At 38.9% G+C, this 24,669-nt stretch carries 25 protein-coding genes; 16 read left to right on the forward strand and 9 right to left on the reverse strand.

Annotation, left to right across the window (positions count from 1 at the left end):
• The first annotated feature begins 124 nt into the window (after positions 1-124).
• Positions 125-889: a DeoR/GlpR family DNA-binding transcription regulator gene (locus tag ACFSKV_RS01740; RefSeq protein ID WP_380799892.1), complete on the forward strand. Its 765-nt coding sequence runs from the start codon at positions 125-127 to the stop codon at positions 887-889.
• 123 nt (positions 890-1,012) lie between these two features.
• On the opposite strand, the gene ACFSKV_RS01745 is transcribed toward ACFSKV_RS01740, so the two are convergent.
• From ACFSKV_RS01745 to ACFSKV_RS01760, 4 genes are all read right to left on the reverse strand, one after another.
• Positions 1,013-1,531 carry a phosphoglycerate mutase family protein gene (locus ACFSKV_RS01745; RefSeq protein WP_380799894.1) on the reverse strand — a complete coding sequence of 173 codons (519 nt, stop codon included), beginning with the start codon at positions 1,529-1,531 and terminating at the stop codon, positions 1,013-1,015.
• A gap of 208 nt (positions 1,532-1,739) precedes the next feature.
• Positions 1,740-2,474, reverse strand: coding sequence for an RluA family pseudouridine synthase (locus tag ACFSKV_RS01750; RefSeq protein WP_380799895.1), 735 nt, complete (start codon positions 2,472-2,474; stop codon positions 1,740-1,742).
• Between the two features lie 85 nt (positions 2,475-2,559).
• Positions 2,560-4,140, reverse strand: coding sequence for a peptide chain release factor 3 (locus ACFSKV_RS01755; protein WP_380799896.1), 1,581 nt, complete (start codon positions 4,138-4,140; stop codon positions 2,560-2,562).
• A 185-nt stretch (positions 4,141-4,325) separates the two neighbouring features.
• Positions 4,326-5,561, reverse strand: a complete 1,236-nt coding sequence (locus ACFSKV_RS01760; protein WP_380799899.1) for a sensor histidine kinase — start codon at positions 5,559-5,561, stop codon at positions 4,326-4,328.
• 145 nt (positions 5,562-5,706) lie between these two features.
• Between ACFSKV_RS01760 and ACFSKV_RS01765 the strand changes: the two genes are divergently transcribed.
• Entirely contained in the window at positions 5,707-6,177 is a 471-nt protein-coding gene (locus ACFSKV_RS01765; protein ID WP_380799901.1) for a Dps family protein, read from the forward strand.
• Positions 6,178-6,227: 50 nt separating this feature from the next.
• Here ACFSKV_RS01765 and lipA read toward each other — a convergent pair whose 3' ends face one another.
• Together lipA and ACFSKV_RS01775 are read right to left on the reverse strand one after the other, a co-directional pair.
• Positions 6,228-7,106 (reverse strand): lipoyl synthase, encoded by an 879-nt coding sequence (lipA, locus tag ACFSKV_RS01770; RefSeq protein WP_380799903.1) that lies wholly within the window; start codon positions 7,104-7,106, stop codon positions 6,228-6,230.
• A 53-nt stretch (positions 7,107-7,159) separates the two neighbouring features.
• Positions 7,160-7,885, reverse strand: a complete 726-nt coding sequence (locus ACFSKV_RS01775; protein WP_380799905.1) for a hypothetical protein — start codon at positions 7,883-7,885, stop codon at positions 7,160-7,162.
• A 269-nt stretch (positions 7,886-8,154) separates the two neighbouring features.
• Here ACFSKV_RS01775 and ACFSKV_RS01780 point away from each other — a divergent pair, with 269 nt between their 5' ends.
• From ACFSKV_RS01780 to sdaAA, 4 genes are all read left to right on the forward strand, one after another.
• Positions 8,155-8,703 (forward strand): RNA polymerase sigma factor, encoded by a 549-nt coding sequence (locus ACFSKV_RS01780; protein WP_380799908.1) that lies wholly within the window; start codon positions 8,155-8,157, stop codon positions 8,701-8,703.
• On the forward strand, positions 8,684-9,985 hold the full coding sequence (locus tag ACFSKV_RS01785) for a hypothetical protein (protein WP_380799909.1): 1,302 nt from the start codon (positions 8,684-8,686) through the stop codon (positions 9,983-9,985). Before ACFSKV_RS01780 ends, ACFSKV_RS01785 begins: the two co-directional genes overlap by 20 nt.
• 7 nt (positions 9,986-9,992) lie before the next feature.
• Positions 9,993-10,946, forward strand: coding sequence for an FKBP-type peptidyl-prolyl cis-trans isomerase (locus ACFSKV_RS01790; RefSeq protein ID WP_380799910.1), 954 nt, complete (start codon positions 9,993-9,995; stop codon positions 10,944-10,946).
• 114 nt (positions 10,947-11,060) lie between these two features.
• Positions 11,061-11,969, forward strand: a complete 909-nt coding sequence (sdaAA, locus tag ACFSKV_RS01795; protein ID WP_380799911.1) for an L-serine ammonia-lyase, iron-sulfur-dependent, subunit alpha — start codon at positions 11,061-11,063, stop codon at positions 11,967-11,969.
• On the opposite strand, the gene ACFSKV_RS01800 is transcribed toward sdaAA, so the two are convergent.
• Genes ACFSKV_RS01800 through upp form a run of 3 tightly spaced genes read right to left on the reverse strand, consistent with a single transcriptional unit; the run spans position 11,958 to position 13,997 of the window.
• Positions 11,958-12,410 carry a hypothetical protein gene (locus ACFSKV_RS01800; RefSeq protein WP_380799912.1) on the reverse strand — a complete coding sequence of 151 codons (453 nt, stop codon included), beginning with the start codon at positions 12,408-12,410 and terminating at the stop codon, positions 11,958-11,960. The two genes, sdaAA and ACFSKV_RS01800, sit on opposite strands and share 12 nt — an antisense overlap.
• Positions 12,407-13,342, reverse strand: coding sequence for a calcium/sodium antiporter (locus ACFSKV_RS01805; RefSeq protein ID WP_380799914.1), 936 nt, complete (start codon positions 13,340-13,342; stop codon positions 12,407-12,409). Before ACFSKV_RS01805 ends, ACFSKV_RS01800 begins: the two co-directional genes overlap by 4 nt.
• 4 nt (positions 13,343-13,346) lie before the next feature.
• Positions 13,347-13,997, reverse strand: a complete 651-nt coding sequence (gene upp / locus ACFSKV_RS01810) for a uracil phosphoribosyltransferase (RefSeq protein ID WP_380799916.1) — start codon at positions 13,995-13,997, stop codon at positions 13,347-13,349.
• Between the two features lie 317 nt (positions 13,998-14,314).
• Between upp and ACFSKV_RS01815 the strand changes: the two genes are divergently transcribed.
• From ACFSKV_RS01815 to ACFSKV_RS01860, 10 genes are all read left to right on the forward strand, one after another.
• Positions 14,315-16,033, forward strand: a complete 1,719-nt coding sequence (locus ACFSKV_RS01815) for an IlvD/Edd family dehydratase (protein WP_380799918.1) — start codon at positions 14,315-14,317, stop codon at positions 16,031-16,033.
• Positions 16,034-16,038: 5 nt separating this feature from the next.
• Positions 16,039-16,800: an SDR family NAD(P)-dependent oxidoreductase gene (locus ACFSKV_RS01820; protein WP_380799920.1), complete on the forward strand. Its 762-nt coding sequence runs from the start codon at positions 16,039-16,041 to the stop codon at positions 16,798-16,800.
• Between the two features lie 37 nt (positions 16,801-16,837).
• A complete protein-coding gene (locus tag ACFSKV_RS01825) occupies positions 16,838-17,281 on the forward strand; it encodes a DinB family protein (RefSeq protein ID WP_380799922.1) in 444 nt (147 codons plus the stop codon).
• Positions 17,278-17,922 carry an acetoacetate decarboxylase family protein gene (locus ACFSKV_RS01830; RefSeq protein WP_380799923.1) on the forward strand — a complete coding sequence of 215 codons (645 nt, stop codon included), beginning with the start codon at positions 17,278-17,280 and terminating at the stop codon, positions 17,920-17,922. Before ACFSKV_RS01825 ends, ACFSKV_RS01830 begins: the two co-directional genes overlap by 4 nt.
• Positions 17,923-18,711, forward strand: coding sequence for an SDR family NAD(P)-dependent oxidoreductase (locus tag ACFSKV_RS01835; protein WP_380799924.1), 789 nt, complete (start codon positions 17,923-17,925; stop codon positions 18,709-18,711).
• Positions 18,712-18,795: 84 nt separating this feature from the next.
• Positions 18,796-19,446, forward strand: a complete 651-nt coding sequence (locus tag ACFSKV_RS01840) for a hypothetical protein (RefSeq protein WP_380799925.1) — start codon at positions 18,796-18,798, stop codon at positions 19,444-19,446.
• Between the two features lie 86 nt (positions 19,447-19,532).
• Positions 19,533-20,819: a M20/M25/M40 family metallo-hydrolase gene (locus ACFSKV_RS01845; protein WP_380799927.1), complete on the forward strand. Its 1,287-nt coding sequence runs from the start codon at positions 19,533-19,535 to the stop codon at positions 20,817-20,819.
• Positions 20,820-20,826: 7 nt separating this feature from the next.
• Positions 20,827-21,429, forward strand: a complete 603-nt coding sequence (locus ACFSKV_RS01850) for a Pr6Pr family membrane protein (protein ID WP_380799929.1) — start codon at positions 20,827-20,829, stop codon at positions 21,427-21,429.
• Positions 21,430-21,474: 45 nt separating this feature from the next.
• Entirely contained in the window at positions 21,475-23,352 is a 1,878-nt protein-coding gene (locus ACFSKV_RS01855; RefSeq protein WP_380799931.1) for an alpha-amylase family protein, read from the forward strand.
• 100 nt (positions 23,353-23,452) lie between these two features.
• Entirely contained in the window at positions 23,453-24,616 is a 1,164-nt protein-coding gene (locus ACFSKV_RS01860; RefSeq protein WP_380799932.1) for a homogentisate 1,2-dioxygenase, read from the forward strand.
• Positions 24,617-24,669 lie beyond the last annotated feature (53 nt).

A 24,669-nucleotide genomic window follows, 5' to 3' on the forward strand; every position in this document is an offset into this window, starting at 1 on the left:
TATTTCAAAAATATAGAAAATAGAAATAAAAGAAAATAAAAAGAAAGAAAAAATAAAGATTTTATCTAGTTTATGTTTCTTTTGCTAATTATTTGATTTAATTTTAAGTTGAAAAGAAAGTGACATGACAATTGCAGAACGGCATAAGCACATTTTAGACGAGTTAAATAAAAGCGGTTTTGTCAGCGTGGCTGAGTTGAGCAAGGAATTGGAGGTAACCATGGTGACCATCCGCAAAGATCTCAAGATTCTTGAAGATAAAGGTTTGCTTTACCGCTCCCATGGATCGGCAACACCTCTTTCCCCTTATGTCAATGACCGTTCTGTCAGTGAAAAAAAATTGGTCAAGGTGGAGGAAAAAACCAAAATCGCTTTGGTTGCAAAGGACTTGGTGGATGAGGATGATGCCATTATTATAGGTTCGGGCACTACTGTTGTAGCATTTGCACAGGCTATTCCCAAAAACAAAAAATTAACTGTTTTAACCGCTGCAATGAATGTTACCTTGGCTTTGATAGATGCCTCTGAGGTTGAGATTGTGCAATTAGGTGGTGTGGTAAGAAAAAGCAGCAGCTCGGTAGTAGGGCACTATGCAGAAGAAATGCTGCAGCAGTTTGTCTGTTCGAAGCTTTTTTTGAGTGTTGATGGCATCAGTCTGGATTATGGATTGACCACCTCCCACATGATGGAAGCCCATCTGAATGCTCAGATGATGAAAGGTGTTCAAAAGACCATTGTCCTTGCAGATTCAAGTAAATTTGGGAAAAAAGGATTTGGCAAAATCTGCAACCTTGAGGATGTGGATATGATCATTACCGATGCAGGTATCCCGGAGCTTTACCTTGAAAAATTAGAGGAAATGGGAATTGAAGTAAGGATTGTGGATTAGAAAAAAGCAGGAGACTAGAGCTTAGATTTTTAAAATACGATACAATACAATAAAAATTCGGAAACAAGGTTTTGAAACTGTTCAACCAACATATTAACCTGCTGAATTAATACCCACAATCAACTAATTGAAATCCTTGAATACCTTCCTTTCTACCTTGGAGCTGCCATCTTTTTCCAAGGTGACCACAAATATAAAATCGTACTCTATATCCTGTAATTCAGGGAATTTTTCACCTTGCTGAACAAAATAATTAACAACATGATGGATGGTATTGCTATGGCCTACTACTACCGCATTTCCTTTTCTGGTCCTCAGGTCTTTAACCAGTTCATCATGGTTTTTAACATCGTATATTTCTACGGATAAACCTGTTTGGGCATCCATCAAGGGTTGAATGGTAGCTATAGTCCTGATGGTATTGGTACTGTAGGCATGGTCGATATTTTTATCTGCCAGGATCTGGGCCAATTTTTTTGCTCTTGCAGTACCTGCTACACTCAGTTCCGGATCGTCTCCTACCAAAACCTTTTCAGCATGACGTACTAAATAGATGGTTTTGGGTTCCTGTTTTTGGGAACAGGAATCAATTGAAAAAGCGATAAACAATGCAAAAAGGACTTTTTGAAAATACTTCATCATTTTTAAGGATTGTTTGCTATTAATTTGAGGCCAATTATTCTGAGCTTAACTTATTAATCCGACCTTCATAACAATTCATTAATTCATCAAATGCTATAGGTATTGTAAATTTTTCAACCAAAATGCCATTTTTGATAATTTTATTTTCACTTGCATAATATGGTAGTAAAACTAGAAATGGAAGTTCTATCCAAATAATTACAATGGATTAGCCACTAAATGTATTGTCCAAGTGCTGATCTTTAGCCTTTATTGGCTCAAATTCCAAATACTGCTCCCAGAAAGCCTCTTCTGGCAAGGCAGCACGTAGATAGAGTTTTTCTTTTTTGATTGGATGCACAAATACAAGATGGAAGGCATGGAGGTTGATGTTGCCATCCGGATTGGGCTTGTGGAAACCGTATTTTATATCCCCCCGGATAGGGCAACCCATAGAGGCCAATTGTACCCTGATCTGATGTGGTCTGCCAGAAACAGGCCTCACTTCCAAGAGCCAATGGTCGTTCAACTTGCCTAAGGTTTTGTAATTCAATTCTGCTTTTTGGGAACCCGGAACTTCTTTATCGTAGGCAGTTACGAAATTTTTCTGCTCATCTTTGACCAGCCAATGGGTGAGTTTTCCGGATTCATCTTTGGGTCTGTTTTTAACAACTGCCCAGTATACCTTATGGATATCCCTTTTGCGGAAAACCTCCATCATGCGCTCCAGCCCCTTGGAAGTCCTGGCAAAAACCACCAAACCGCTGACCGGTCTGTCCAACCGGTGAACAGGATGTAAAAAAACAGCTCCTGGTTTCTGATATTTTTCAGCAATGTAGTTCTTACAATAGTCAGTAAGGGTTTTGTCTCCGGTTTTATCTCCTTGAACCAAAATACCTGCAGCCTTATTGACTATCAACAGGTGGTTGTCTTCATAAACTACGGTAAATGGTTTCTTTCTCATAATCAGGAATAAATATACAATAAAATTATCCCGCCATTAAATGGCAAAAGTAATTCATTGAATCGGCATAAAATTTAATTTCTGTTTAGAATTCGGAAGTAAAATGGAATTCAATTTCAGGATAATTGTCCTGCACCATTTGCAACCAAGCTCTGGATTCGGCCATAAAAACCAATTTTCCGTCTTTATCATGGGCAATATGTCTGTTTTTAGACCTTACAAATTCATCAAGCTGTTTTTTATCCTTACTGCTAATCCAACATGCTTTATACAAGTTCATTGGGGCAAACTCCACCGAAGCATTGTATTCATTTTTTAAGCGGAACTGGATTACCTCAAACTGAAGTTGTCCAACTGTGCCTACTACTTTTCTGTTTCCCATTTCATAGGTGAAGTACTGGGCAACCCCTTCTTCCATCAATTGCTTCAGGCCTTTTTCCAGCTGTTTGGTCTTCATGGCGTCTTTGTTGATCACTTCCTTGAAGATTTCTGGGGAGAAGCTTGGGATTCCTTTAAAGGTCATGTTTTCTCCATCGGTAAGGGTATCTCCGATTTTCAGGTTACCGGTATCATATAAGCCGACGATATCTCCAGGAAATGCCTCATCTACGATTTCTCTGTCCTGGGCCATAAACTGGGTTACATTGGAGAATCTGAGAGGTTTGGGGCCTCTGACATGGTTGTATGGTTTGTTTCTTTCAAATTTTCCCGAGCAGATTCTCAAAAATGCAATCCGGTTTCTATGATTCGGGTCCATATTGGCGTGGATTTTAAAGATAAATCCAGAGAACTTAGGTTCTTCCGGCATTACTTCACGCTCCTCGGTAAACCTGCTTTTAGGGGCTGGGGCAATTCTGATAAAAGTATCCAGCATTTCATTGACTCCAAAATTGTTGACCGCTGAGCCAAAAAAGACCGGAGCTACCTTTCCTTCGAGATACTCTTTGGTGTCGAATTCAGGGTAAACTCCCTCAATCAGTTCTACATCTTCCCTGAGTTGTTTGGCATTGTTTCCACCAATCAGTTCATCCAGTTTATTATCCTCAAGATTTTCGATAACGACACGGTCATCACTGAGTTTTCTTTGGCTTGGTGTAAATAGGTTGAGCTTTTTATCATAAAGGTTATAAACCCCTTTAAATCCCTTACCCATGCCTATTGGCCAGGATAAAGGGCGTACTTTTATGTTGAGTTTTTCTTCCACTTCATCCAAAAGCTCATAGGGATCTCTTCCCTCTCTATCCAATTTATTGATAAAACAGATTACAGGAGTATTTCTCATCCTACAGACTTCCATCAGTTTTTCCGTCTGGATCTCTACCCCTTTCACGCAATCAATCACCATAATTACGGAGTCTACTGCGGTCAGGGTCCTGTAGGTGTCTTCTGCAAAGTCCTGGTGTCCAGGTGTGTCAAGTAGATTAATTTTTACCCCCTGATACTCAAATCCCATCACTGAAGTGGCCACAGAGATACCTCTTTGTTTCTCTATTTCCATCCAGTCTGATTTGGTGGCGGTGTCAATTTTGTTGGATTTAACTGCCCCTGCAGTCTGTATGGCTCCTCCAAAAAGGAGGAGTTTTTCCGTCAAAGTAGTCTTACCAGCATCCGGGTGGGCAATAATGGCAAAAGTCCTTCTTTTTTGTATTTCCTTGGTCAAGTCCATTTAAACTCCTGATTCTCTATTTTTCAGCCTGCAAAGGTAAGGCTTATTCCTTTGGGAAGGAAATAGGGGGGTGAAATAGTTACTGGCTTTTGGATGGATAAATTATTAATTATAGGGTTTATCCTTTAATGGATATATATAAACAAATACGTATATTAAGTCGTGATTTTTTCCAAAGATGAGAACTATATACTTTGGCCTACAAAATCCTCACTTTTGAATTCACTGATTCCATCCTTACTTCCCTGAAGGACAATTCTAAAAGTTGTTCCTTTACCAAGTTCAGAGTTTTTGACAAAAATTTTTCCTTTGTGGTATCCTTCTATAATTCTTTTGGCCAAGGTCAACCCCAATCCCCAACCTCTTTGTCTGGTTGTAAATCCGGGGATAAATACTTTTTTGAACATTTTCTTGTCCATTCCCTTTCCTGTATCCGTAATATCGATGATGACAAATTTTTCGCTTTCCTTAATGATGTCGATGGAAATGCTGCCTTGCCCTTTCATGGCATCCACTGCGTTTTTACAGATATTTTCAATTACCCATTCGAACAATGGTTTATTGATCAAGGCCTCAATATGATTGGCATAGCCATTTATATTTATTTCAACTTTGGAAGAAATCCTTGGCCTTAGGTAATTGATTGCATCATCAATAACCAAAAATACATTTTCAGGTTGTATGGAAGGTGTGCTGCCAATAGAACTAAAACGCTCTGTGACCATACGTAATTTGACCACATCTTTGTCCATTTCCTCGATCACTTCCTTGTTTTCCTCCCAAACAGGCGAGTTTCTTAAATAATCAATCCATGCCATAAGAGATGCGATGGGTGTTCCCAATTGATGCGCTGTTTCTTTGGTAAGACCTGCCCAAACCCTGTTTTGTTCGGCTACTTTAGATTGGTTAAATACAGCATAGGCCAAGAAACCAAAAACAAGGATTACAGATAACTGAACATAAGGATAGAAGCGCAGAGAGGTCAATAATTCGGAGTTTCTGTAATAAACCATGGCATCCTCTATGGGGATCGGGTCATATTCAGTTTTCATCTTGACCAACTCCTTGGCTAGTTTTTCGTTCTTCTCCTCCTCGCTGCTGTTCTTTCGGAAATTTATATTTCTATATTCGATCGGGGTTCCTTCTTTATCTACCACTATCACAGGAATAGAGGTGTTTTGTTGAATGATTTCCTGATTGATGAAAGTCAGGTTGTCAGTGTAGAGGGAAGCGTATTCCAAAGCTCTCGCCAATAATTCAATCTGTCTTTTTTCCCTTTCTTTCAGTTCTTCCACCAATTTATTGGTATAAAAAATAGACCCAAAACTAATGACCACTGAACAAATCACAACAATCCATTTAATTTGGTTGCTGTTTTGGTAAAGATTCAAATAAGTAAAATCCTGAAGCCTATTCTTCATGTAGAAGTTTGAATTTTGGTAAACATAATAGAAAACTCCATTTATTGATAGTTATTATCAATCGGACAATTTTTCTTTTTAGGACCGAATGGCCTTGTTTTTGATCCTATTAATAATGAAAATATAAACCATAAATATAAGTATTATGAGAACAAACGATATAGGATTAAAAATAAAAGACAGCAAAGTCTTGGTGGATAAATTGAACAGCCTATTGGCTAATTATGAAATTTATTATCAGAATTTAAGAAATTTTCACTGGAATGTTTCAGGTCCTAATTTCTTTGAATTGCATGCCAAATTTGAAGAATTATATAATGAAGCAAATTTGGGTATTGATGAGACAGCAGAGAGGATTCTTACCTTAGGTGAAAGGCCTTTTTCTTCTTTTGCTGAATATATTGAAAATTCGGAGATCAAAGAGGCCAAGGAGATTCAAGAAGCAAAAAAAATGGTAGAAATCATCAGGGATAACCTGAACACGCTGTTAAAATTAGAGCGGTCTACCTTAGAAACTGCCGCTGAACATGGGGATGAAGGTACGGTTGCTTTAATGAGTGAATATATTACTGCTAAAGAAAAAGTAGTTTGGATGTTATCTGCCTACTTAAGATAATTGCTCGAAATCAAAAAGAGGCTGTCTCATAAATAGGGACAGCCTCTTTTTTATACGTTCACATGTCTTTCAGCATGATAAGATGACCTTACCAAAGGTCCTGATTCTACATATTTAATACCTCTTTTTAATCCTTCCTCCCTGTAATGCGAAAATAAATCCGGATGGATAAATTCTGCGACTTCAATGTGCATTTTGGTGGGTTGAAGATATTGCCCCAAGGTTAAAATATCGCAGCCATGTTGGGCCAGATCATCCATAGCCTTGTATACTTCATCTTTTGTTTCTCCCAGACCTAACATGATTCCTGTTTTTGTCCTTTTCCCAAATTCCTTGGTTAATTTAATCTGTTCCAAGGAACGGGAATATTTCGCTTGAGGTCTTACCCTTCTATAAAGGCTTTCCACAGTCTCCATGTTGTGTGAAACCACCTCCTGACCTCCTGAAATCATTCGGTATAGCGCATCCCAATTGGCTTTCACATCGGGGATTAAAGTCTCAATAGTTGTTTGAGGCGATAATCTCTTGGTTTCAACTACAGTTTGGTACCAAATCTCAGCTCCCCGGTCTTTGAGTTCATCCCTATTTACAGAGGTGATCACGGCGTGTTTTACTCCCATGAGTTTTATTGCTTCGGCAACACGTCTTGGTTCATCAGTATCGTATTCAGGCGGTCTTCCTGTAGCTACCGCACAAAAGGAACAAGACCTGGTACAGACATTTCCAAGAATCATAAAAGTTGCTGTTCCAGCACCCCAGCACTCACCCATATTTGGGCAATTTCCGCTTTCACAAATCGTATGGAGTTTATGTTCGTCTACTAACTTTCTTACTTTAGCATATTCTTTACCGACAGGCAGCTTCACCCTCAACCAATTCGGTTTTTTTCTTTTGCTGGCCTCTTCGGATATTATGGGTAGTTCGATCATGTTCTTTGGTTTTTTATGTTGCGAAATTACTCCTAAGCACCAATTAACCCAAATTATTTCCTAAATCCGTAGAAGAAGGTAAAATAGACCGATTGAAAAATCTGCCTGTTTTCAGTTGTTGGCATCAGTGGAATTTCTTTAGTGAAACCTTCCAATTGGTATCCAAGTTCCAATCCGGTAACATTTGATTTAAAAACACCAAATTCAAAATTAACTGCTGCTTTTGCATTTCCCCCAAAAGCAATTTCAGCATCTCCCATACCTTCAAATGGGCGACCATGTCCCAGAATATTAAACCGGCTTTGATGGACTTCTGGGTCATATTGTTCCCTGACTGTTTCCACTCTACTGACGGAGTATTCAATAATATAAGGTGAGATGATGCCTAAGGAAGGTCCAATAGCTCCCAATAAAGATACCTGTACTCCCTGCTGAGGCGCTTTTTTGAATAATATCAATTCTCTTCCGTAATAAGGGCGTATGACATAGAGGTAGTTTGATTTGCCAAATATATAGGAATTGCCTAAAACGGTATTGTACCGGACTTCTTTTGGATTTTTCACATTTGCTAGATCCAATCCGAAAAATTGAAATGTCGATTCGTCAATTCTATATCCCAGCTTAAGAGAAAGCGCACCGATCAGCCCTCCGTTGGTGTTTTTATTGATTCCAAAAAGTACCTCACGGTCATATTCATAATCTCCCGCGTCCTCGCGCTGAGCAAACAGGACAAAACTTTGAAAGGTTAAAATTAAGGTAAGTATAAATCTAAATCTCATGTTTTTTTCTCAGGCCAAGGAATTTAACGCAAATTTGGCTTGTAAGTTATTAAACTGAAAATAAATGTAAGAGTTTAAACCTACTATTAAAAACTCCATGGAATGAATTATTTATAAAGATCAATTTTAAAAATCAGAATCATTCCAGATTTTTGAAATAATTTAAGGAGGATGAAAATAATTACCATTAATTATTTTCATCAATTTTGTAGCGATTTTTATTTCTATCACGTCTTTACATAAATACCTACAAAAGAAAGCAAGCGTATTTGGAAAATTTACTCATCCAAAAAGCAAAAGAAGGAGACAAAAAGTCTATAGAAATGCTTTACCGGCATTTCTACGGCTATGCTATGAGCGTTGCTTTGAGATATTCAAATTCCAGGGATGAGGCTTGCGAGATTGTAAATGATAGTTTCATGAAGGTATTCGATAAACTCGGACAGCATGACGAAAAAAATTCTTTCAAAGGCTGGTTCAGAAGAATTTTGGTCAATACTTCCATTGACTACTACAGGAAAAATGTCAAGTATTTCGCGGTAATGGATATAGATAAGGCTGATGCAGAAAGTTATGAACCTGAAATCATCAGCCAATTGTCAAAAGAGGATATTCTTGGGATTTTAAGAAGTATACCGGAAATGCTGAGGATGGTATTCAACATGTATGAAATTGAGGGTTATTCCCACAGCGAAATAGGTGAACAACTTGGGATACCAGCAAGTACCTCAAGAACATACCTGGCTCGGGCCAAGCAAAAACTTAGGGAAAAGGTGATTGAAAAAAACCAAATAAAAAATGAAGGAGCAGTTCGATAAACGGCTGGTTGAAAAAATTAAAGACTCCTTTGACAACCATGAAGAGTCTTTTGATCCCAAAGCTTGGGAAAACTTTTCAGCAGCGTATTTTAAACCAAAGAATTCGACGGCAAAATACACTTGGATTTTGTGGGTGGCTTCTTTTGCATTGGTATTAGGATTCACGATTTTGTTTTTTTCCCAAGAAAATAAAATTGCAGAACAAGAACTTGCCACTTTAACAAATGAAATGAATACAGGAACTTCTGATAGTCAGGATTCGCTGATAATGAATCAAGCTACAGTATCAGAGATAGGGGATGACAATAAATTAAAGTTGACAGAAGTAATTCAAAACAAAAATTCAAAAGAGACTTTAGAAAGGGGTGAAATTGAAAAAGAACCAGTTTCTCAGTTCGCATTGGCTGAACTTGAAGAAAAAAAGATAATGGTTGAAACAACCATTGAAACGTCAGAAGGGACTCTTTCCCCCTCAGATCAAGAGAGGGACTTGAACAAGCCTTTGGTCAGTGATTTAAGGGTAGAAGAAGAAATACAGGCCAATGAATTGATTCAGGAATGGTTCTATGACGGGTTAGATAAGGATAATAAAAAAGAGTTGGTTACCAAGGATACAAAAAAAGCGGTGAAGTTGGGTGTGCTTCTGGCACCTCAAACCATATCTAATTCGAATCAGGCTATGAATTTAGGGGCCGGTTTTATGTCTGAATTTACTTTTTCAAAAAGATTAAAGCTAGACTTGGGAGTGGCTTATGCCAATCAGAATATCACTCCTGGTGGTACCAATTTAAGAAATGTAATGGCCTCCCAATCTGAGGATGCTTCCAGGGCCGCGAATATGACCATGAGCAATAACCTGATCAATACAGATTCTGAACTTAAATTCGGTCAACTTGAAGTTCCCATAAATCTGAAATTTATGGTAATGGACAAAGAAGCTTCCGGTCTATACCTTGTTTCCGGAGTTTCAAGTATGGTTTATGTTAACCAAAGAAGCATAATTACCTATAATGCTGTCAATTTAAATACTTCTGGCTCTTTAAGTTCGCAGAATATGGTACAGACGTTTTCAGAAACATTAAGACCTACTGAAGAAAATAGCGGTTCAAATGTTGGTCAAATGATTAATTTTGGCCTTGGATATGAACATAATCTCAAAAACGGAACCTTTGTTTCCTTTGAACCATTTTTCAAAACCTCTGTGGGCTCTCAGACATTTTTGGGCCAGCAGTTCTCTATTGGAGGGATTAATCTAAGAATGAATTTCCAACTAAAAAAATAATAATCAAATGCGCAAAGTTTTAGGATTTATGGTGGTAATAGCCACTTTTGGGTTAGGTTCATGTTTTGAAGGTCTTGAATCAGATCTTGAAAAGGCAATTGAAAGGGATGATAGATTGGTAAAAGAATATTTAGAAAGAAATAACATACAGGCAATTGAAACTCCTTTGGGCTATTATTATGTAAAAGAGGAATCTGCAAGCAACTCCAATCAAATTGTGAACAATGACATAATTGGGGTTTATTATGAAATCAAAACCATTAACGGGCAATTGATCGATAGTTATCTGGATGAAACTAAAGACCCCAAGATTTTCAAACATTCAGAAGGGGGACTTGTTCCAAGGGCTATGAATTTTGCTTCAGGCCTGGCCAAAGAAGGGGAAGTATTCACCCTATATGTCCCTTCTTATTTAGGTTATCAGGACTATAGTTATCAACAACTGATATTGCCAAACTCTAATTTGGAAATCAGGATTAAGTATGCAAAAGTATATTCTGAAGCAGAAATAAAAGCCATTGAGGAGGAGATGATTCTGAATTATCTGGAAGAAAAGGAATTGACAGGATTCGAAAGGACTGAAGAAGGACTATACATCAAAATTTTGAATGCTTCCAATGGAGGTACCCCCGCTGAAGATGGTGATATTGTAGGCTTTACCTTCACTTTGAATCAATTAGGCGAAACGCAGCCAATAGCTGAAGGAAAGAATCCCACCAGTCCTACACAAATATCTTTGGGCAGTGAGTCAAATTTGGAATTTTTAAACCTATCCATGACAGGATTGACCAATAATACTGAATTTGAGGTTTTGGTTCCTTCCCATCTTGCTTTTGGAGTATCTACCCAAGTCTTTCCATTTCAGGTAAGAAGGGATTTGTTTCAAAAGGCGTATATACCCCAGGTAGCTAGGCCTTTTGAACCCCTGCTTTTTAAAGCGAAGATTGTGGATATCAGATAATATCACATTTATTGAGAAGCCCTGCATTGATATTGCAGGGCTTTTTTTTGGAATTTGGAATCATTGCATTGTGTCAATGTTTTGACCAAATTGCATGAAATTAAACCAAAAATCATGAGTTACCTTTTTGAAAGCTTTAAAGGCTGGAAGGCCTATTGTGAAGAAAAAAAGATCAATATTTTTGATTCTGTAATTGAATATGAAATTACCCAAAAAGGAAATTCGGAGGAATCTATTTGGGAAGGGCTCCAAAAAGCTTATTCGGTAATGAAAGAAGCTGTAGAAACCGGCCTAAAAGAAGAAATGACCTCAAGGTCTGGAATGATCAATAATGGGGCAAAAAAAGTTTACAGACACCCGGTAAGCGTGTTATCTCCAGAGTTTCAACGACTGATTTCCAGGGCCTTGGCAGCTAAAGAAGTAAATTCCTGTATGGGAAGGGTTGTAGCAGCCCCGACTGCAGGAGCTTCAGGAATCCTTCCAGGAACATTGTATACTTTACAGGAAATTCATGGACTTTCGGACAGAAAAATTTTAGAAGGTCTTTTGGTAGGGGCTGGAATTGCCTTGATTATTGAAGAAAAGGCTAGTTTGGCAGGAGCTGTAGGAGGGTGTCAGGCAGAAACCGGTTCGGCTGCTGCAATGGCATCGGGAGCAATAGTTCATTGTCTGGGAGGCAACTTTGACCAGATTTTTAATGCAGTCGCTATCACCATACAGTGTATGTTGGGTTTGGTTTGTGACCCGGTGGCCGGTTTGGTGGAAATACCCTGTGTTGTCAGAAATGCAAGTGCCGCAGCCATAGCCAATAGTTCCGCCCAGATCGCTTTGGCTCAGGTAAGTGCAGTTATACCTGTAGATGAATGTGTGGAAGCTATGGGAGAAATTGGGGCAAGTATGGAGAGCCGGTATAAAGAAACAGCGATGGGAGGTTTAGCAGCCACACTTACCGGTCAGGAAATTGCCAAAAGGGTTTTGATCCAGGATATAGAGATATTACCAGACGAGATTTTACCGGAGTAATTGCTCAAAAAAGGGTATGGAAAGGATCCAATTGATAGAAATACCAAACAAAAAGGCCCAAATTAAGGAACTGATCAGCATGTAGGTAAAAATCTTGGCTTTATTAACATTGAAAGCTGTGAGTATGATTGTACCTCCAATTGGGGTGAGGATGACCGGGGTGAGCGCCGCAATTCCTGCAGGTCCAAATTTTTTCCAGGTTTTGACAATCGTCCGTTTCCGTTTTGTGATTTTTTTTTCAGTGACTTTTAATGTCCAATTTGACTTGAACCATTCTCCCAAATAGGTTACAAAAAAAACGGAAGTCATCATGCCGCCTACAGTTACAAGCATGATTTCAGGCAAACTGTAATTGGCAGCAGAACCGAGAACTGGACCTGCTATGAACTTGAAAAGGCAGGCGAACCAAATTGCCAGAAATTTTAGGAGATAGGTAATCATAGCAGTGCATAAATGTAAACCCCATAGATTGCAAGTAAAAGTAACCCCTCCCATCTTGAAATCTGAAGCTTCGACCTAAGAATGGGGAATAATAGGATGGTTATACCCACCATCCAAATAAAGTCCTGTTTTAGAAATACGTCTGCTACAGGAATAGGACTGATCATGGAGGTGATACCAATGATGGCAAGAATATTCATAATGTTGCTTCCCAGTATATTTCCAATGGCGATATCCGTCTGTTTTTTTATCGCAGCTATAACAGATGTCACCATTTCCGGCAAACTGGTCCCTATGGCAATGACTGTGATACCTATAACCCTCTCACTTACTCCAAAAATTTCGGAAATTTTGACTGCACTGTCTACAAATAGGTCTGAGCCAAAGTAAAGACCTAGGACTCCCAATATAAAAAAGAATAGGGAATAGGCTAAGGGCGTCTTTTTGATCATTTCCTCAACTTCTTCTTCAGATATGATTTCTTCGTCTACTTTGCTTAATTTTTTGAAAAAATACCAGTTTAAAAACAGCATGATCACAAAAAGAAGAATTCCTTCCATCCTGGAAATAATCCCGTTGTAAGCCAATATAAAGAAAAGGATACTACATATAAGGGTAGCTAAATAATCTAGTTTCAAGACAGACTTATAGATAATAATCGGGTATAAGACAGCACTAATCCCCAAAACCAAGCTGATATTTGCAATATTGGATCCGATCACATTGCCAAGTGCAATTTCACTGTTTCCCTTGAGGGCAGCATTAATACTTACCAACAATTCTGGAGCAGATGTCCCAAAGGCTACCACAGTCAGGCCGATCAATCCAGGGCTTAAACCAAATCTTGCGGCAAGATCAGATGCACCGTCCACTAAATATTTCCCACCGGCCAATAAAATGACCAGGCCCAAAACAAGGACCAGATAAACCATATTTTTATAATTTATTTCCGAAACTCAGATCACCTGCGTCACCAAGTCCTGGAACTATGTAGAAATTTTCATTTAAATTCTCATCCAAAGCCCCCAACCAAAGTTTATAGGGGATATCAAGATTTTTTTGGATATAAGATACCCCTTCCGGGGATGCAATAACACAGGCAATATGGATCATTTTTGGCTTTCCGTTTACTAATAGGTGCTGGATAGTTTTGATGAACGATTTACCTGTAGCCAACATTGGGTCTATTAGAATGACCTCTTTGCCTTCAATGTTTGGCGCCGCCTGGTACAAAAAATCTATTTCAATATCTTTTTTAGCTGATTTTTCTTCTTTCCGATAAGCTCCGACAAAGCCGCTATCCGAATGATCGAAATAATTGATAAATCCCTGGTAAAATGGTAAGGCAGCCCTCAGAACACTGATCAGTACCGGAGAGTTTGTCAACCTTTTCACTTTGGTCTTTTTTAAAGGTGTTTCAATTTCTACCGAATCATAGTCCATACATTTGGATATCTCGTAGGCCATAATTTCTCCAAGTCTTTCTAAATTCTTTCTGAATTTGAATCGGTCTTTTTGTATATTGATATCTCTTAAATCTGAGAGAAACTGATTGGCTATTGAATTATTGCTGTTGAGTATGAACATTTTTTCAGTTTTGGATTAAATATTTTAGGGACATTTCAAGGAAATCCAATTTGGAAAAAGAAAGCTCATGATGCAATTAAATCATGTTCACCTTTCCTGATTCAGCTTCATGGTTTTCACTGCTAAAAGTATAAAAAATACTGGTGAAAAGGTGCTTTAATAAGCATGTATCATCCAATTTAACTTTCAAAATTTTGTATTTTTACATCAAATGATAAATCAAATTACCGTTTCTCACATTTTCTAAATTCTATACCTCAATCAAAGAAACTTTTGCTAAATTCTGACCAAATATAAACGCAAACAAACCTATTCCTATGGAAAAAAAGAAATTAAGGAGCCAAGAATGGTATGGCCGTAAAGGAAAAGACGGCTTTATTTATAGATCATGGATGAAAAACCAAGGATTTCCCCACCATCTCTTTGAGGGTGAAAAACCTGTAATCGGCATATGTAACACTTATTCTGAACTGACTCCCTGCAATGCCCATTTTCGTGAATTGGCTGATGCGGTGAAAAGAGGGATTTGGGAAGCAGGTGGGTTTCCTTTGGAATTTCCCGTGATGTCCCTTGGGGAATGTTCCATCAAGCCTACAGCGATGCTTTTCCGGAACCTGGCAAGCATGGATGTTGAAGAAAGTATAAGGGCAAATCCAATGGATGGAGTAATTCTTTTATGTGGTTGTGATAAAACAACCCCTTCCTTGGTAATGGGTGCAGCAAGTGTTAATCTACCTACTTTGGTAGTTTCAGGAGGTCCCATGTTGGCAGGTTGGTTCAAAGGAAAAAAAATTGGCACTTCTGATGTTTGGAGATTTGCCGAGCAATATAAGAAAGGGGAATTGTCTGAGGAAGATTTTGTGGCAGCAGAAGCCGCTATGTCAAGATCCAGAGGCCATTGTGCCCCGATGGGCACTGCATCCACTATGGCAGCCATGGTTGAATCTTTGGGATTGGGTATGCCTGATAATGCGTCCATCCCTGCTGCGGATTCGAGAAGGAAAGTTCTGGCCCATATGGCAGGAAAGAGAATTGTGGAAATGGTCAAGGAAGACCTTAAAATGACTGATATTCTAACCAGGAAGGCATTTGAAAATTCCATTATGGTCAATGCCGCTTTAGGGGGATCCACCAATTATATTATACACCTTTTGGCGATAGCTGGGCGAATCGGGGTGGAGTTGGACATTGAGGATTTTGATAAATTTTCAGCTAAAATTCCTTTATTGGCAAATATTCAGCCTTCAGGAGAGCACTTTTTTGAAGATCTTTATTATGCAGGGGGATTACCTGCCCTGATGAAGGAAATGAGCACGATATTACATCAAGATTGTATTACTGTAAATGGTAAAACAATAGGAGAGAATATCCAAAATGCTGAATGCTATAATAGAGAAGTAATCGGTACTATGGAAAATCCTTTTAAACCTGAATCAGGAATAGCGGTATTAAAAGGTAACTTATGTCCAAATGGAGCCGTGCTAAAGCCTTCGGCAGCTACACCGGCTTTGTTGCAGCATAGGGGGAAGGCTGTGGTATTTGAGGATATAGATGATTATAAGAAAAGGGTAGATGATCCGGATCTGGATGTTACTCCCGAATCTATCTTAGTTTTGAAAAATGTAGGACCTAAAGGTTATCCAGGGATGCCTGAGGTGGGAAATATGGCCTTGCCGGCAAAAATCCTTGCCCAGGGTATTTCAGATATGGTCCGTATATCAGATGGCCGTATGAGCGGCACCGGTTTTGGAACTGTGGTTTTGCATGTTTCTCCTGAATCTGCGGTGGGTGGAAACCTGGCATTGGTTCAGAACGGGGACTGGATTACCTTGGATGTTCCAAAAAGAACCTTGACCTTGGAAGTATCTGACGAAGAGCTTGAGAAAAGAAGGGTAGCCTTCAAAGCTTTGGACTTAGGCTACGACCGCGGTTATGTAAATTTGTTTATACAGAATGTTACGCAAGCCCATGAGGGTGTGGATTTTGATTTTCTTAAAGGGGCTTCGGGACCTGTTGTCAAAAGAGATTCACATTAACTATTATGAAAAACCATCAAAAAGTTGCATTGATAACCGGTGCAGGCCAGGGGATTGGGCTTGAAATAGCCAAATTATTGGCAGATCGTGCCCACCATATAATATTGAATGATATTGAGAAAAGCCTCACCGAAGAAGGAGTAAAGGAAGTCTTGAATTCAGCAAAAGGAAAGGTATTGGGCATTTCGGGTGATTCAGGTGACCCTGAATTCATTCTCGAAATGGTAAGGCTTGCTGAAAGTGAATTCGGTCAATTGGATATCGCCATTGCCAATGCAGGAATTACCCTATATGGAAATTTTTGGGAATATGATGTCAAAGATTTTATGGAAGTGATGAGGGTAAACATGGGAGGGACTTTCTTTCTGGCTCAAGCATCTGCTATGATGATGAAGGACCAGCCAAATGGAGGATCTTTATTGTTTACTTCCTCAGTCACAGCCCATCAATCCCACAAAAATCTGGCAGCTTATGCGATGAGCAAAGCAGGAATAGAAATGCTGGCCAAAAATTTGGTTATTGAACTGTCTGAATATAATATTAACGTAAATACCATTGCACCAGGTGCCACCTTGACTAAAAGGACCGCTTTGGACAAAGATTATGAGGCAACATGGTCCAGAATTACCCCGATGGGAAGGCCAGCTTCCGTGAAGGATGTTGCAAACGCTGCGGTTTTTTTGGTTTCAGATGAGGCCAAACATATTACCGGTCAGAATCTAATAGTCGATGGGGGATGGACAAGCATCAGTCCTTCCCCTTATTGACACTCTTCCATTAGTTTAACATCATAGCCAACACACGATGAAAGCTTTCTTTAATGATCTCTTGGAGTATACCTACAGAAGTAATCTTGAAACCATTCTTATTTTGGAAAGGAATGAAAGTAAAATTTCCGCAAAAACTTTAAATATTGTCAGCCACCTTTTAAATGCCCATCATATTTGGAACCATAGGATTTTAGGGAAAAAACCAAGATTTGGAGTTTGGGACCTTCAACAAATTGAAAATTTAGGTGAGTTTAATAAGGAGTGTTTTGAAAGGTCCAAGCGGATTTTAAAAAACTTAGCTTTTTCCAAACAAATAACCTACACCACTTCCAAGGGTGATACGTTTAGCAGTACCATTCAGGAAATCCTTTTTCATATTGTCAATCACAGCACCTATCATAGAGGACAGATCATGGCCCAACTTCGGGAAAGTGGATTGGAACCTATCTCAACTGATTTTATTTTCTATAAAAGATGATTGGGCCTAGAATTCCTGCAAATCTTTTTCCCCCGCCATGGAAGCTAAAAGGTGAAGGTATCATCATAGTTTTCAGATTCCATAAAAAATGGGTGGAGGAAAACGGTTTGCTGAATGAAAATCAAAAAAGCAATTATAATGGGGGGCTAGGTTATGTAATGTTGGTAAATTATAGGGATTCCCCTGTTGGACCTTATAAAGAACTTCTTTTTATTCCGGGAAAGTTCAAGCCTAATAATTTTCAATCTATAACCAAAATTTTTGTGGACTCTGATGCGAGTACAGAAAACGGGCGGTTCAACTGGGGTATACCTAAAGAGACGGTACCCATTTTTTGGCAAAAAAATGGAAAAGAAGAGACCATTGGAGTGGGCACAGAAGAGGAGCCTGTGCTTTTCTGTAAAATTACTTCCGGTGGATTACCATTTCCAGCCTCCACCAAATTACTTCCCATCAATTTGTTCCAGGAATTAGAGGGAAAGGAGTTTTATACCCGTCCCAGTGGACACGGTTGGGCGAAAATTGCCAAAATCGAATCCTTAAAAATAAACAAGGATCATTTTCCAGATATTGGCCAGATTAAGCCCTTATTTTGCTTCAAAATAAATCCATTTACTATGGAATTTCCTTTGCCTGAATAAATGCCTATTGAAAATAAAAATATTGTTATTACCGGTGCGGCTTCGGGTATAGGTAGGGCATTGCTGTTTCAATTGACCTCACAGGGGAATAAGATTTTGGCTATTGATATCAATGAGGTAGGATTAGTAAGTTTAAAAAAATTGTTTCCCCAAATTAGTACACTCAAAGTGGATTTAACGGAAAGCAAAAACCTATCTTTGGTTTTCCAAGAGATTAAAAGTCAAATGGGGGTGGTGGATATATTTTTTGCCAATGCAGGCATAGCAAAATATGGATTGTGGGAAGATATAAAAACCAACGATATAGATAAAATTTTTAAAATCAATACCCTAATCCCCATTGAAACAGCCCATTGGTTAAAAGAAAACCAAAAAAATCACCCTTTCAGGTTGGTAGTGACAGCTTCTGCCATTTCTTATTGGCCTGTACCTGGCTATGCAGCATATGCTGCATCCAAAGCTGCAATTCACCAATTTGCAGAAACATTAAGAAGTGAGGGAGATGGGTCTTGGCTTACCTTAGCTTATCCCAGTGCAACCGATACCGGATTTTTTGATTTTGCGGGGAAAGATATTCCAAAGGCATTTCCGGTCCAATCTGCAGATTCGGTTGCCCGGGCCATTGTAAAGGGTGTTGAAAAGGGAAAAACAAGAATCTACCCATCCACTGCTTTTTGGCTGGTAATGAAGTTGAATAAATGGGTCCCGATTCTTCAGCCTATTTATTTTTTTATCGAGAGCCAGAAACTTCACAAATGGTCTGAGGGTCTAAAAAATGAAAGCCAATAGCATGGAATTCAAGTCCTTAATTTTATCATCTTAAGTGAAAAACGATTAAATTGCCCTTATCAAGAAAATCCCCCTCAAATCGCTATGAAAAATACATTCACCTTTCTCCTTCTAATTGCTCTTTTGGTCTTTTGGTCCTGCGGAAGTCCTGAAGCAGAGGATTCCTTACCCATGAAAGTTGCAAAAGCCTATGGTTTTGAAAATTTTGATAAAATCAAATCAATTGCTTATACCTGGAATGTTCAGGTCAATCCTGAAACTGTTAGAACCAGGGATTGGAGATGGAATATTAAAGATAGGTCTGTTTACTTTGCAGATGCAGATACAAGTTTTACTTATAGCCTGGATCTTCCCAAGGAGGAATTGCCTACTCAAGATGGAGGATTTATAAATGATAAATATTGGTTGATGTTTCCCTTTCAATTGGTTTGGGATACCGGGTATACATTTACAATTTTAGAAAATATTCCTGCACCAATTTCAGGTCAAATGACCACCCAGCTAACAATACTTTATAACCAAGAAGATGGATATACTCCAGGTGATGCCTATGACTTATTCATAGATGAAAATTATATGATCAAAGAATGGGTTTTTAGAAGGGGTAATGGGATAGAGGGGAGACCTATGACTTGGGAAAATGAACAGGAGTTTAAAGGAGTCAAATTTGCCACGGAACACAAAAATGCTGATGGAGTAAGGTTCATATGGTTTACCGGAATTAAAGTAGAATAATAAGCCTTGAAACCAATTTTGCTTAAAGAATAATCAAGATAACCCCCAAAGTCACTGAAAATCTTCTGAGAAATTAATTAATATCTATGAAAAAACTTTTATTACTTACCCTTCTCTTAATTTCCTTTGATTTATCTGCTCAAAATCTAAGTGGGATTGAAAAGCGCTTGGTGGAAACAATTGACAAAAACTACCAAGAGACGATTGCTCTTTTGGAAGAAACTGTAAACATAAATTCAGGAACCTTGAATTTGGAAGGTGTCAGAGAAGTAGGAAGGGTTTTTGAAAGAGAATTTGCCAAAATAGGTTTTAAAACAGAATGGATATCACTGCCTGATTCATTAAAGAGAGCGGGTCACTTTGTGGCAACCCGAAAAGGTAGCAAAGGGAAAAAATTATTTTTTATAGGTCATCTTGATACGGTTTTTGAAAAGGAAATGCCCTTTTATCCTTTCACCATGGTGGATGAAAATACAGCCAAAGGTCAGGGAGTAAATGACATGAAGGGTGGGAATGTGATGATTTTCGCCACCCTTAAAGCCCTTCATGAATTGGGACTTTTGGAGGACAGAACTGTTACTGTTTATTTTCCCGGAGACGAGGAAAATGCTGGAAACCCTTCCTGGGTTAGCCGTTTGGATTTTGTGGAAAGGGCCAAGCAACATGATTATGCCCTGGGATATGAAACAGCACAGGGTTTTAATATAGCAACCATTGCCAGGAGAGGGGCCAGCGGTTGGAAATTGAAAACCGCGGGAAGGCAGGTTCATTCTTCCGGAGTTTTCCGTGAATCCGTTGGCTATGGTGCAGTTTACGAAGCAGCAAGAATACTCAATCAATTCCGGGAAGAGCTAGCGGGAGAAAAATACCTGACTTTCAATCCAGGCCAGTTTATTGGTGGTTCAGATATTAGCTATAATGAGGACACCGGAGAAGGTAAAGCCTTGGGTAAAACCAATATTGTTTCAAGAGAAGCTTTTGTAACAGGTGATCTGCGTTTTCTCGGTGAGCCTCAAAAAGAGGCAACCCGTGAAAAAATGAGGCAAATTGTAGCACAAAGCCTGAATGGTACTAGTGCTTCCATTGAATTTGAAGACGGGATTCCTTCCATGCCTCCTACAGATGGGAATATGGCTTTAGTGGAAATTCTGAGCAAAGTGAGTTTGGATATGGGATTTGGAGAAGTGAAAGCGGGTGATCCAGGATCCAGAGGGGCTGGGGATATTTCCTATGTAGCTGAATATTTGGATTGTATTGATGGTTTGGGAGCCTCAGGTACAGGCGCCCATTCCCCCGCCGAAACGATCAATATGAAAGAATTTCCTGATTTATTGAAAAGGAGTGTAGTATTTGTATATAGATTACTACAATAGAGGATAAATGAAAAAGTATTCGGCGCTTATTTTCGCAGTAATTGCTTGGTTTGCAGTCATTGTGCAGTTTTACCTCATCCTAGAAAGCCAGTCCAATCCAATTGGAGAGACCATCATCCGTTTTTTTAGTTACTTCACCATCCTCACTAATACATTAGTCGCTTGTTATTTTTCATCCCAGGTTTTTGAACTTGGGGAAAAAAGTGTTTGGAATAAACCCGGCATGTTGACAGCAATTACAGTTTACATTATCGTTGTAGGTATAGTTTATCAAATAGTTCTAAGGCCTATTTGGAACCCTCAAGGTTTGGCAATATTGGTGGATGAATTGCTCCATTCTGTGAATCCTTTATTAGTGCTTTGGTTTTGGTGGTTGTATGAAGAGAAATCTAAAGTTGAATGGGTTCAGGTACCCTATTGGCTTTTATATCCTTTTTTCTATTTGATTTATATCCTAGGCCGTGGTCAGTTTTCAGGTTTTTATCCTTACCCTTTTATGAATGTAACCGAATTGGGATTCCCAATGGTGGCTCTGAACAGTTTGGTATTGTTTGCCGTATTTTTAAGCTTGTCCGGGATGTTGGTTTTTTTGGGAAGAAAAATTCAATAAGCCAATATTCAAAGGTTATTTAACACAATTCATTAATTTAGGAAGATGAAAAAACACTTGCTTTGGGCTGCTTTGCTTTCTTTCATAATTATTGCAGCTTTCGGATGTAAAAAATCAAAAACGCAGCAACCTTCTTCAACTGAGATGTATAAAACCCACAAAATTGTTGTCTATCAGGTTTTCACCAGACTCTTTGGAAATACCAACACGGCCAATAAACCTTGGGGGACAATCGAGGAAAATGGGGTTGGGAAATTCAATGATTTTACAGATAAAGCACTTTCTGAAATTAAAGCATTAGGGGTCACCCATATTTGGTACACAGGAGTACCACATCATGCTGTAATCAGGGATTATTCTGCTTTTGGTATCTCCGAGGATGATCCTGATGTGGTCAAAGGTCGGGCTGGGTCTCCCTATGCTGTAAAAGACTATTACAATGTCAATCCGGATTTGGCTTCAGATCCTGCAAAGAGAATGGAAGAATTTGAGGCTTTGATTTCCAGAACCCATCAACATGGCATGAAAGTGCTTATTGATATTGTACCCAATCATGTAGCCAGGAAATATCAAGGAAGCAATAATCCGGATGGAGTTAAAGACTTCGGTGCTGAAGATGATACTTCGGTGGAATACAACAGAGATAATAACTTTTATTATATCCCTGGAGAGGCATTCAAAGTGCCTGATTCTCTGGAAGGATACAGGCCATTAGGGGGTGAGAATCATCCTTTGGCAGACGGAAAATTTGATGAGTTTCCTGCCAAATGGACAGGAAACGGTTCCCGTGAGCCCCAGCCCCATTTTTATGATTGGTATGAGACTGTAAAAATAAATTATGGGGTAAAGCCTGATGGAACAAAAGATTTTCCTGAGTTGCCTTCAGTCTATTCCCAAAAAGAGTTTAGGGAACATTTTGAATTTTGGAAAGATAAAGATGTGCCGGACTCGTGGAAAAAATTCAGGGATATTGCCTTATTCTGGACAAAAAAAGGAGTGGATGGTTTTCGGTATGATATGGCGGAAATGGTACCTGTAGAATTTTGGAGTTATATGAATTCAGCCATTAAAATGGAGAATCCGGAAGCTTTCCTGTTGGCTGAAATTTATAATCCCAAAGCTTACAGAGATTATATTCATTTGGGAAAGATGGATTATTTGTATGATAAAGTGGAGCTCTATGATACTTTAAAAAACATCATGCAGGCAAAAGGGTCTACAGATCATATCATTTCGATTCAAAAAGGCCTGGAAGATATCAACAAGCACATGCTACATTTTCTGGAAAATCATGATGAGCAAAGGATTGCAAGTCAGGGATTTGCAGGAAATGCTGAATTAGGTAAACCGGCAATGGTAGTTTCTGCAACCATTGATCCGGGACCTATCATGGTATATTTTGGACAGGAGGTGGGAGAAGCCGGAGCTTTGGATGCCGGTTTTGGCAAAGCAACAAGAACTTCCATTTTTGATTATGTTGGAGTGCCCCATCACCAAAGATGGATGAATGAGGGGAAGTTTGATGGGGGGCAATTGAGTGAATCAGAAAAATCTTTAAGGGATTTCTATCAAAGGTTGCTCAATTTTGTAAAGACAGCGCCTGCTCTTGAAGGCAATTATTTGGAAATACACAGTTTAAACAGACAACATACGGAATGGTATAATGATCGGGTATTTTCCTTTGTCAGGTGGAATCAAAATCAAAAATTGATAATCATTGCAAATTTTGATTCCAAAGAGGCCTACGGGTTTGATATAGAGCTTCCAGTTCAATTATTGGAATTCTGGGGTTTGAAAGAAGGAGAAATGACATTGAAGGAAAAACTCTATGATAAAGTAAATCCGGTTCTTAAAATCCAAAATGGAAAAGGAAATCTCAGAGTAGAATTAAAACCATTGGAAAGTTGGATTTTGGAATTATAATCCAATCGACTTTTGTAAAAGAGAAGACTTCCTGGAATATTCAGGATTGCCTTGTATTTTCATTAAATTTGCTGAATATATAAACCCAAATAGATTCAAAATGGCCTATTATTTCAGATTAGGGGAAATCCCTCCAAAAAGACATATCCAATTCAGACAACCTGACGGAAGCCTTTATAAAGAAGAGCTGGTAAGTTCCAAAGGCTTTTCAGGTATCTACTCCAACCTTTACCATATCCATAATCCTAATAATGTCAAATCAATAGGAGATCCCATCCCTTACAATTGGGAACCGGCAAAGGAATATGGGCTTAAACAAACCCATCTCAAAACTTCTGGGGTAACCCAATCAGGTAAAGATTACCTTGAGGCGAGAAAAATGCTGATGATGAACAATGATGTCATGATGGGGATTTGCTCACCTGAACAAAGGAAGATGGATTACTTTTTCAAAAATGCAGATGGTGATGAATTGATATATGTGCATGATGGAGAAGGAGTGATGTTTTCCCAATTTGGTAAGTTGGAAGTTAGAAAAGGAGATTATATTGTTATTCCCAGAACAACCATATACCGCTTTGAGTGGAATGAAGAGGGCCCCTTAAGGCTTTTGGTAATTGAGTCCAAAGGGCCCATTGAAACTGTAAAAAGATACAGGAATGAATTGGGTCAGTTACTGGAACATTCCCCTTACTGCGAAAGGGATATCCGACCTCCTGGGGAATTGGTGACTGAGCCTGAAAAAGGAGAATGTCTGGTCCACATAAAAAAAGGAGGTATGCTTCACCCCTACACTTATGGGCATAGTCCTATGGATATTGTTGGCTGGGATGGGTATTTGTACCCTTATGCCTTTTCTATTTACGATTTTGAACCCATTACAGGAAGAATCCACCAACCACCTCCTGTACACCAGACGTTTCAGGCATGGGGATTTGTGATCTGTTCATTTGTCCCTAGGCTATTTGATTATCATCCTTTGGCTATCCCGGCTCCCTATAATCACAGTAATATTGACTCAGATGAAGTACTCTATTATGCGGAAGGTGAATTCATGAGTCGTAAAGGTATTGACAGAGGATCTTTCACCATGCATGTAGGTGGATTGCCACATGGGCCGCATCCTGGGACAGTTGAGAAATCAATCGGAGCGAAAGCCACTGAAGAATATGCAGTCATGCTGGATACATTCAAACCATTATTTATAACCACTCAAGGGTTGGATTTTGTAGATCCTGATTATCCTATGAGCTGGAAAGAATAAAAAAAATCCTGCAAAGGCCTTGCTTTTGCAGGATTCTAGCCAAAATCATAAAA

This window comes from Shivajiella indica (genome assembly GCF_042683085.1).
Taxonomy (GTDB): domain Bacteria; phylum Bacteroidota; class Bacteroidia; order Cytophagales; family Cyclobacteriaceae; genus Shivajiella; species Shivajiella indica.

What these genes read in the sequence shown, in the direction of transcription:
- ACFSKV_RS01740 (WP_380799892.1), top strand. Translation starts at nt 125, where the DNA reads ATGACAATTGCAGAACGGCATAAGCACATTTTAGACGAGTTAAATAAA.
- ACFSKV_RS01745 (WP_380799894.1), bottom strand. Translation starts at nt 1,531, where the DNA reads ATGATGAAGTATTTTCAAAAAGTCCTTTTTGCATTGTTTATCGCTTTT.
- ACFSKV_RS01750 (WP_380799895.1), bottom strand. Translation starts at nt 2,474, where the DNA reads ATGAGAAAGAAACCATTTACCGTAGTTTATGAAGACAACCACCTGTTG.
- ACFSKV_RS01755 (WP_380799896.1), bottom strand. Translation starts at nt 4,140, where the DNA reads ATGGACTTGACCAAGGAAATACAAAAAAGAAGGACTTTTGCCATTATT.
- ACFSKV_RS01760 (WP_380799899.1), bottom strand. Translation starts at nt 5,561, where the DNA reads ATGAAGAATAGGCTTCAGGATTTTACTTATTTGAATCTTTACCAAAAC.
- ACFSKV_RS01765 (WP_380799901.1), top strand. Translation starts at nt 5,707, where the DNA reads ATGAGAACAAACGATATAGGATTAAAAATAAAAGACAGCAAAGTCTTG.
- lipA (WP_380799903.1), bottom strand. Translation starts at nt 7,106, where the DNA reads ATGATCGAACTACCCATAATATCCGAAGAGGCCAGCAAAAGAAAAAAA.
- ACFSKV_RS01775 (WP_380799905.1), bottom strand. Translation starts at nt 7,885, where the DNA reads ATGAGATTTAGATTTATACTTACCTTAATTTTAACCTTTCAAAGTTTT.
- ACFSKV_RS01785 (WP_380799909.1), top strand. Translation starts at nt 8,684, where the DNA reads ATGAAGGAGCAGTTCGATAAACGGCTGGTTGAAAAAATTAAAGACTCC.
- ACFSKV_RS01790 (WP_380799910.1), top strand. Translation starts at nt 9,993, where the DNA reads ATGCGCAAAGTTTTAGGATTTATGGTGGTAATAGCCACTTTTGGGTTA.
- sdaAA (WP_380799911.1), top strand. Translation starts at nt 11,061, where the DNA reads ATGAGTTACCTTTTTGAAAGCTTTAAAGGCTGGAAGGCCTATTGTGAA.
- ACFSKV_RS01800 (WP_380799912.1), bottom strand. Translation starts at nt 12,410, where the DNA reads ATGATTACCTATCTCCTAAAATTTCTGGCAATTTGGTTCGCCTGCCTT.
- ACFSKV_RS01805 (WP_380799914.1), bottom strand. Translation starts at nt 13,342, where the DNA reads ATGGTTTATCTGGTCCTTGTTTTGGGCCTGGTCATTTTATTGGCCGGT.
- upp (WP_380799916.1), bottom strand. Translation starts at nt 13,997, where the DNA reads ATGTTCATACTCAACAGCAATAATTCAATAGCCAATCAGTTTCTCTCA.
- ACFSKV_RS01815 (WP_380799918.1), top strand. Translation starts at nt 14,315, where the DNA reads ATGGAAAAAAAGAAATTAAGGAGCCAAGAATGGTATGGCCGTAAAGGA.
- ACFSKV_RS01820 (WP_380799920.1), top strand. Translation starts at nt 16,039, where the DNA reads ATGAAAAACCATCAAAAAGTTGCATTGATAACCGGTGCAGGCCAGGGG.
- ACFSKV_RS01825 (WP_380799922.1), top strand. Translation starts at nt 16,838, where the DNA reads ATGAAAGCTTTCTTTAATGATCTCTTGGAGTATACCTACAGAAGTAAT.
- ACFSKV_RS01830 (WP_380799923.1), top strand. Translation starts at nt 17,278, where the DNA reads ATGATTGGGCCTAGAATTCCTGCAAATCTTTTTCCCCCGCCATGGAAG.
- ACFSKV_RS01835 (WP_380799924.1), top strand. Translation starts at nt 17,923, where the DNA reads ATGCCTATTGAAAATAAAAATATTGTTATTACCGGTGCGGCTTCGGGT.
- ACFSKV_RS01840 (WP_380799925.1), top strand. Translation starts at nt 18,796, where the DNA reads ATGAAAAATACATTCACCTTTCTCCTTCTAATTGCTCTTTTGGTCTTT.
- ACFSKV_RS01845 (WP_380799927.1), top strand. Translation starts at nt 19,533, where the DNA reads ATGAAAAAACTTTTATTACTTACCCTTCTCTTAATTTCCTTTGATTTA.
- ACFSKV_RS01850 (WP_380799929.1), top strand. Translation starts at nt 20,827, where the DNA reads ATGAAAAAGTATTCGGCGCTTATTTTCGCAGTAATTGCTTGGTTTGCA.
- ACFSKV_RS01855 (WP_380799931.1), top strand. Translation starts at nt 21,475, where the DNA reads ATGAAAAAACACTTGCTTTGGGCTGCTTTGCTTTCTTTCATAATTATT.
- ACFSKV_RS01860 (WP_380799932.1), top strand. Translation starts at nt 23,453, where the DNA reads ATGGCCTATTATTTCAGATTAGGGGAAATCCCTCCAAAAAGACATATC.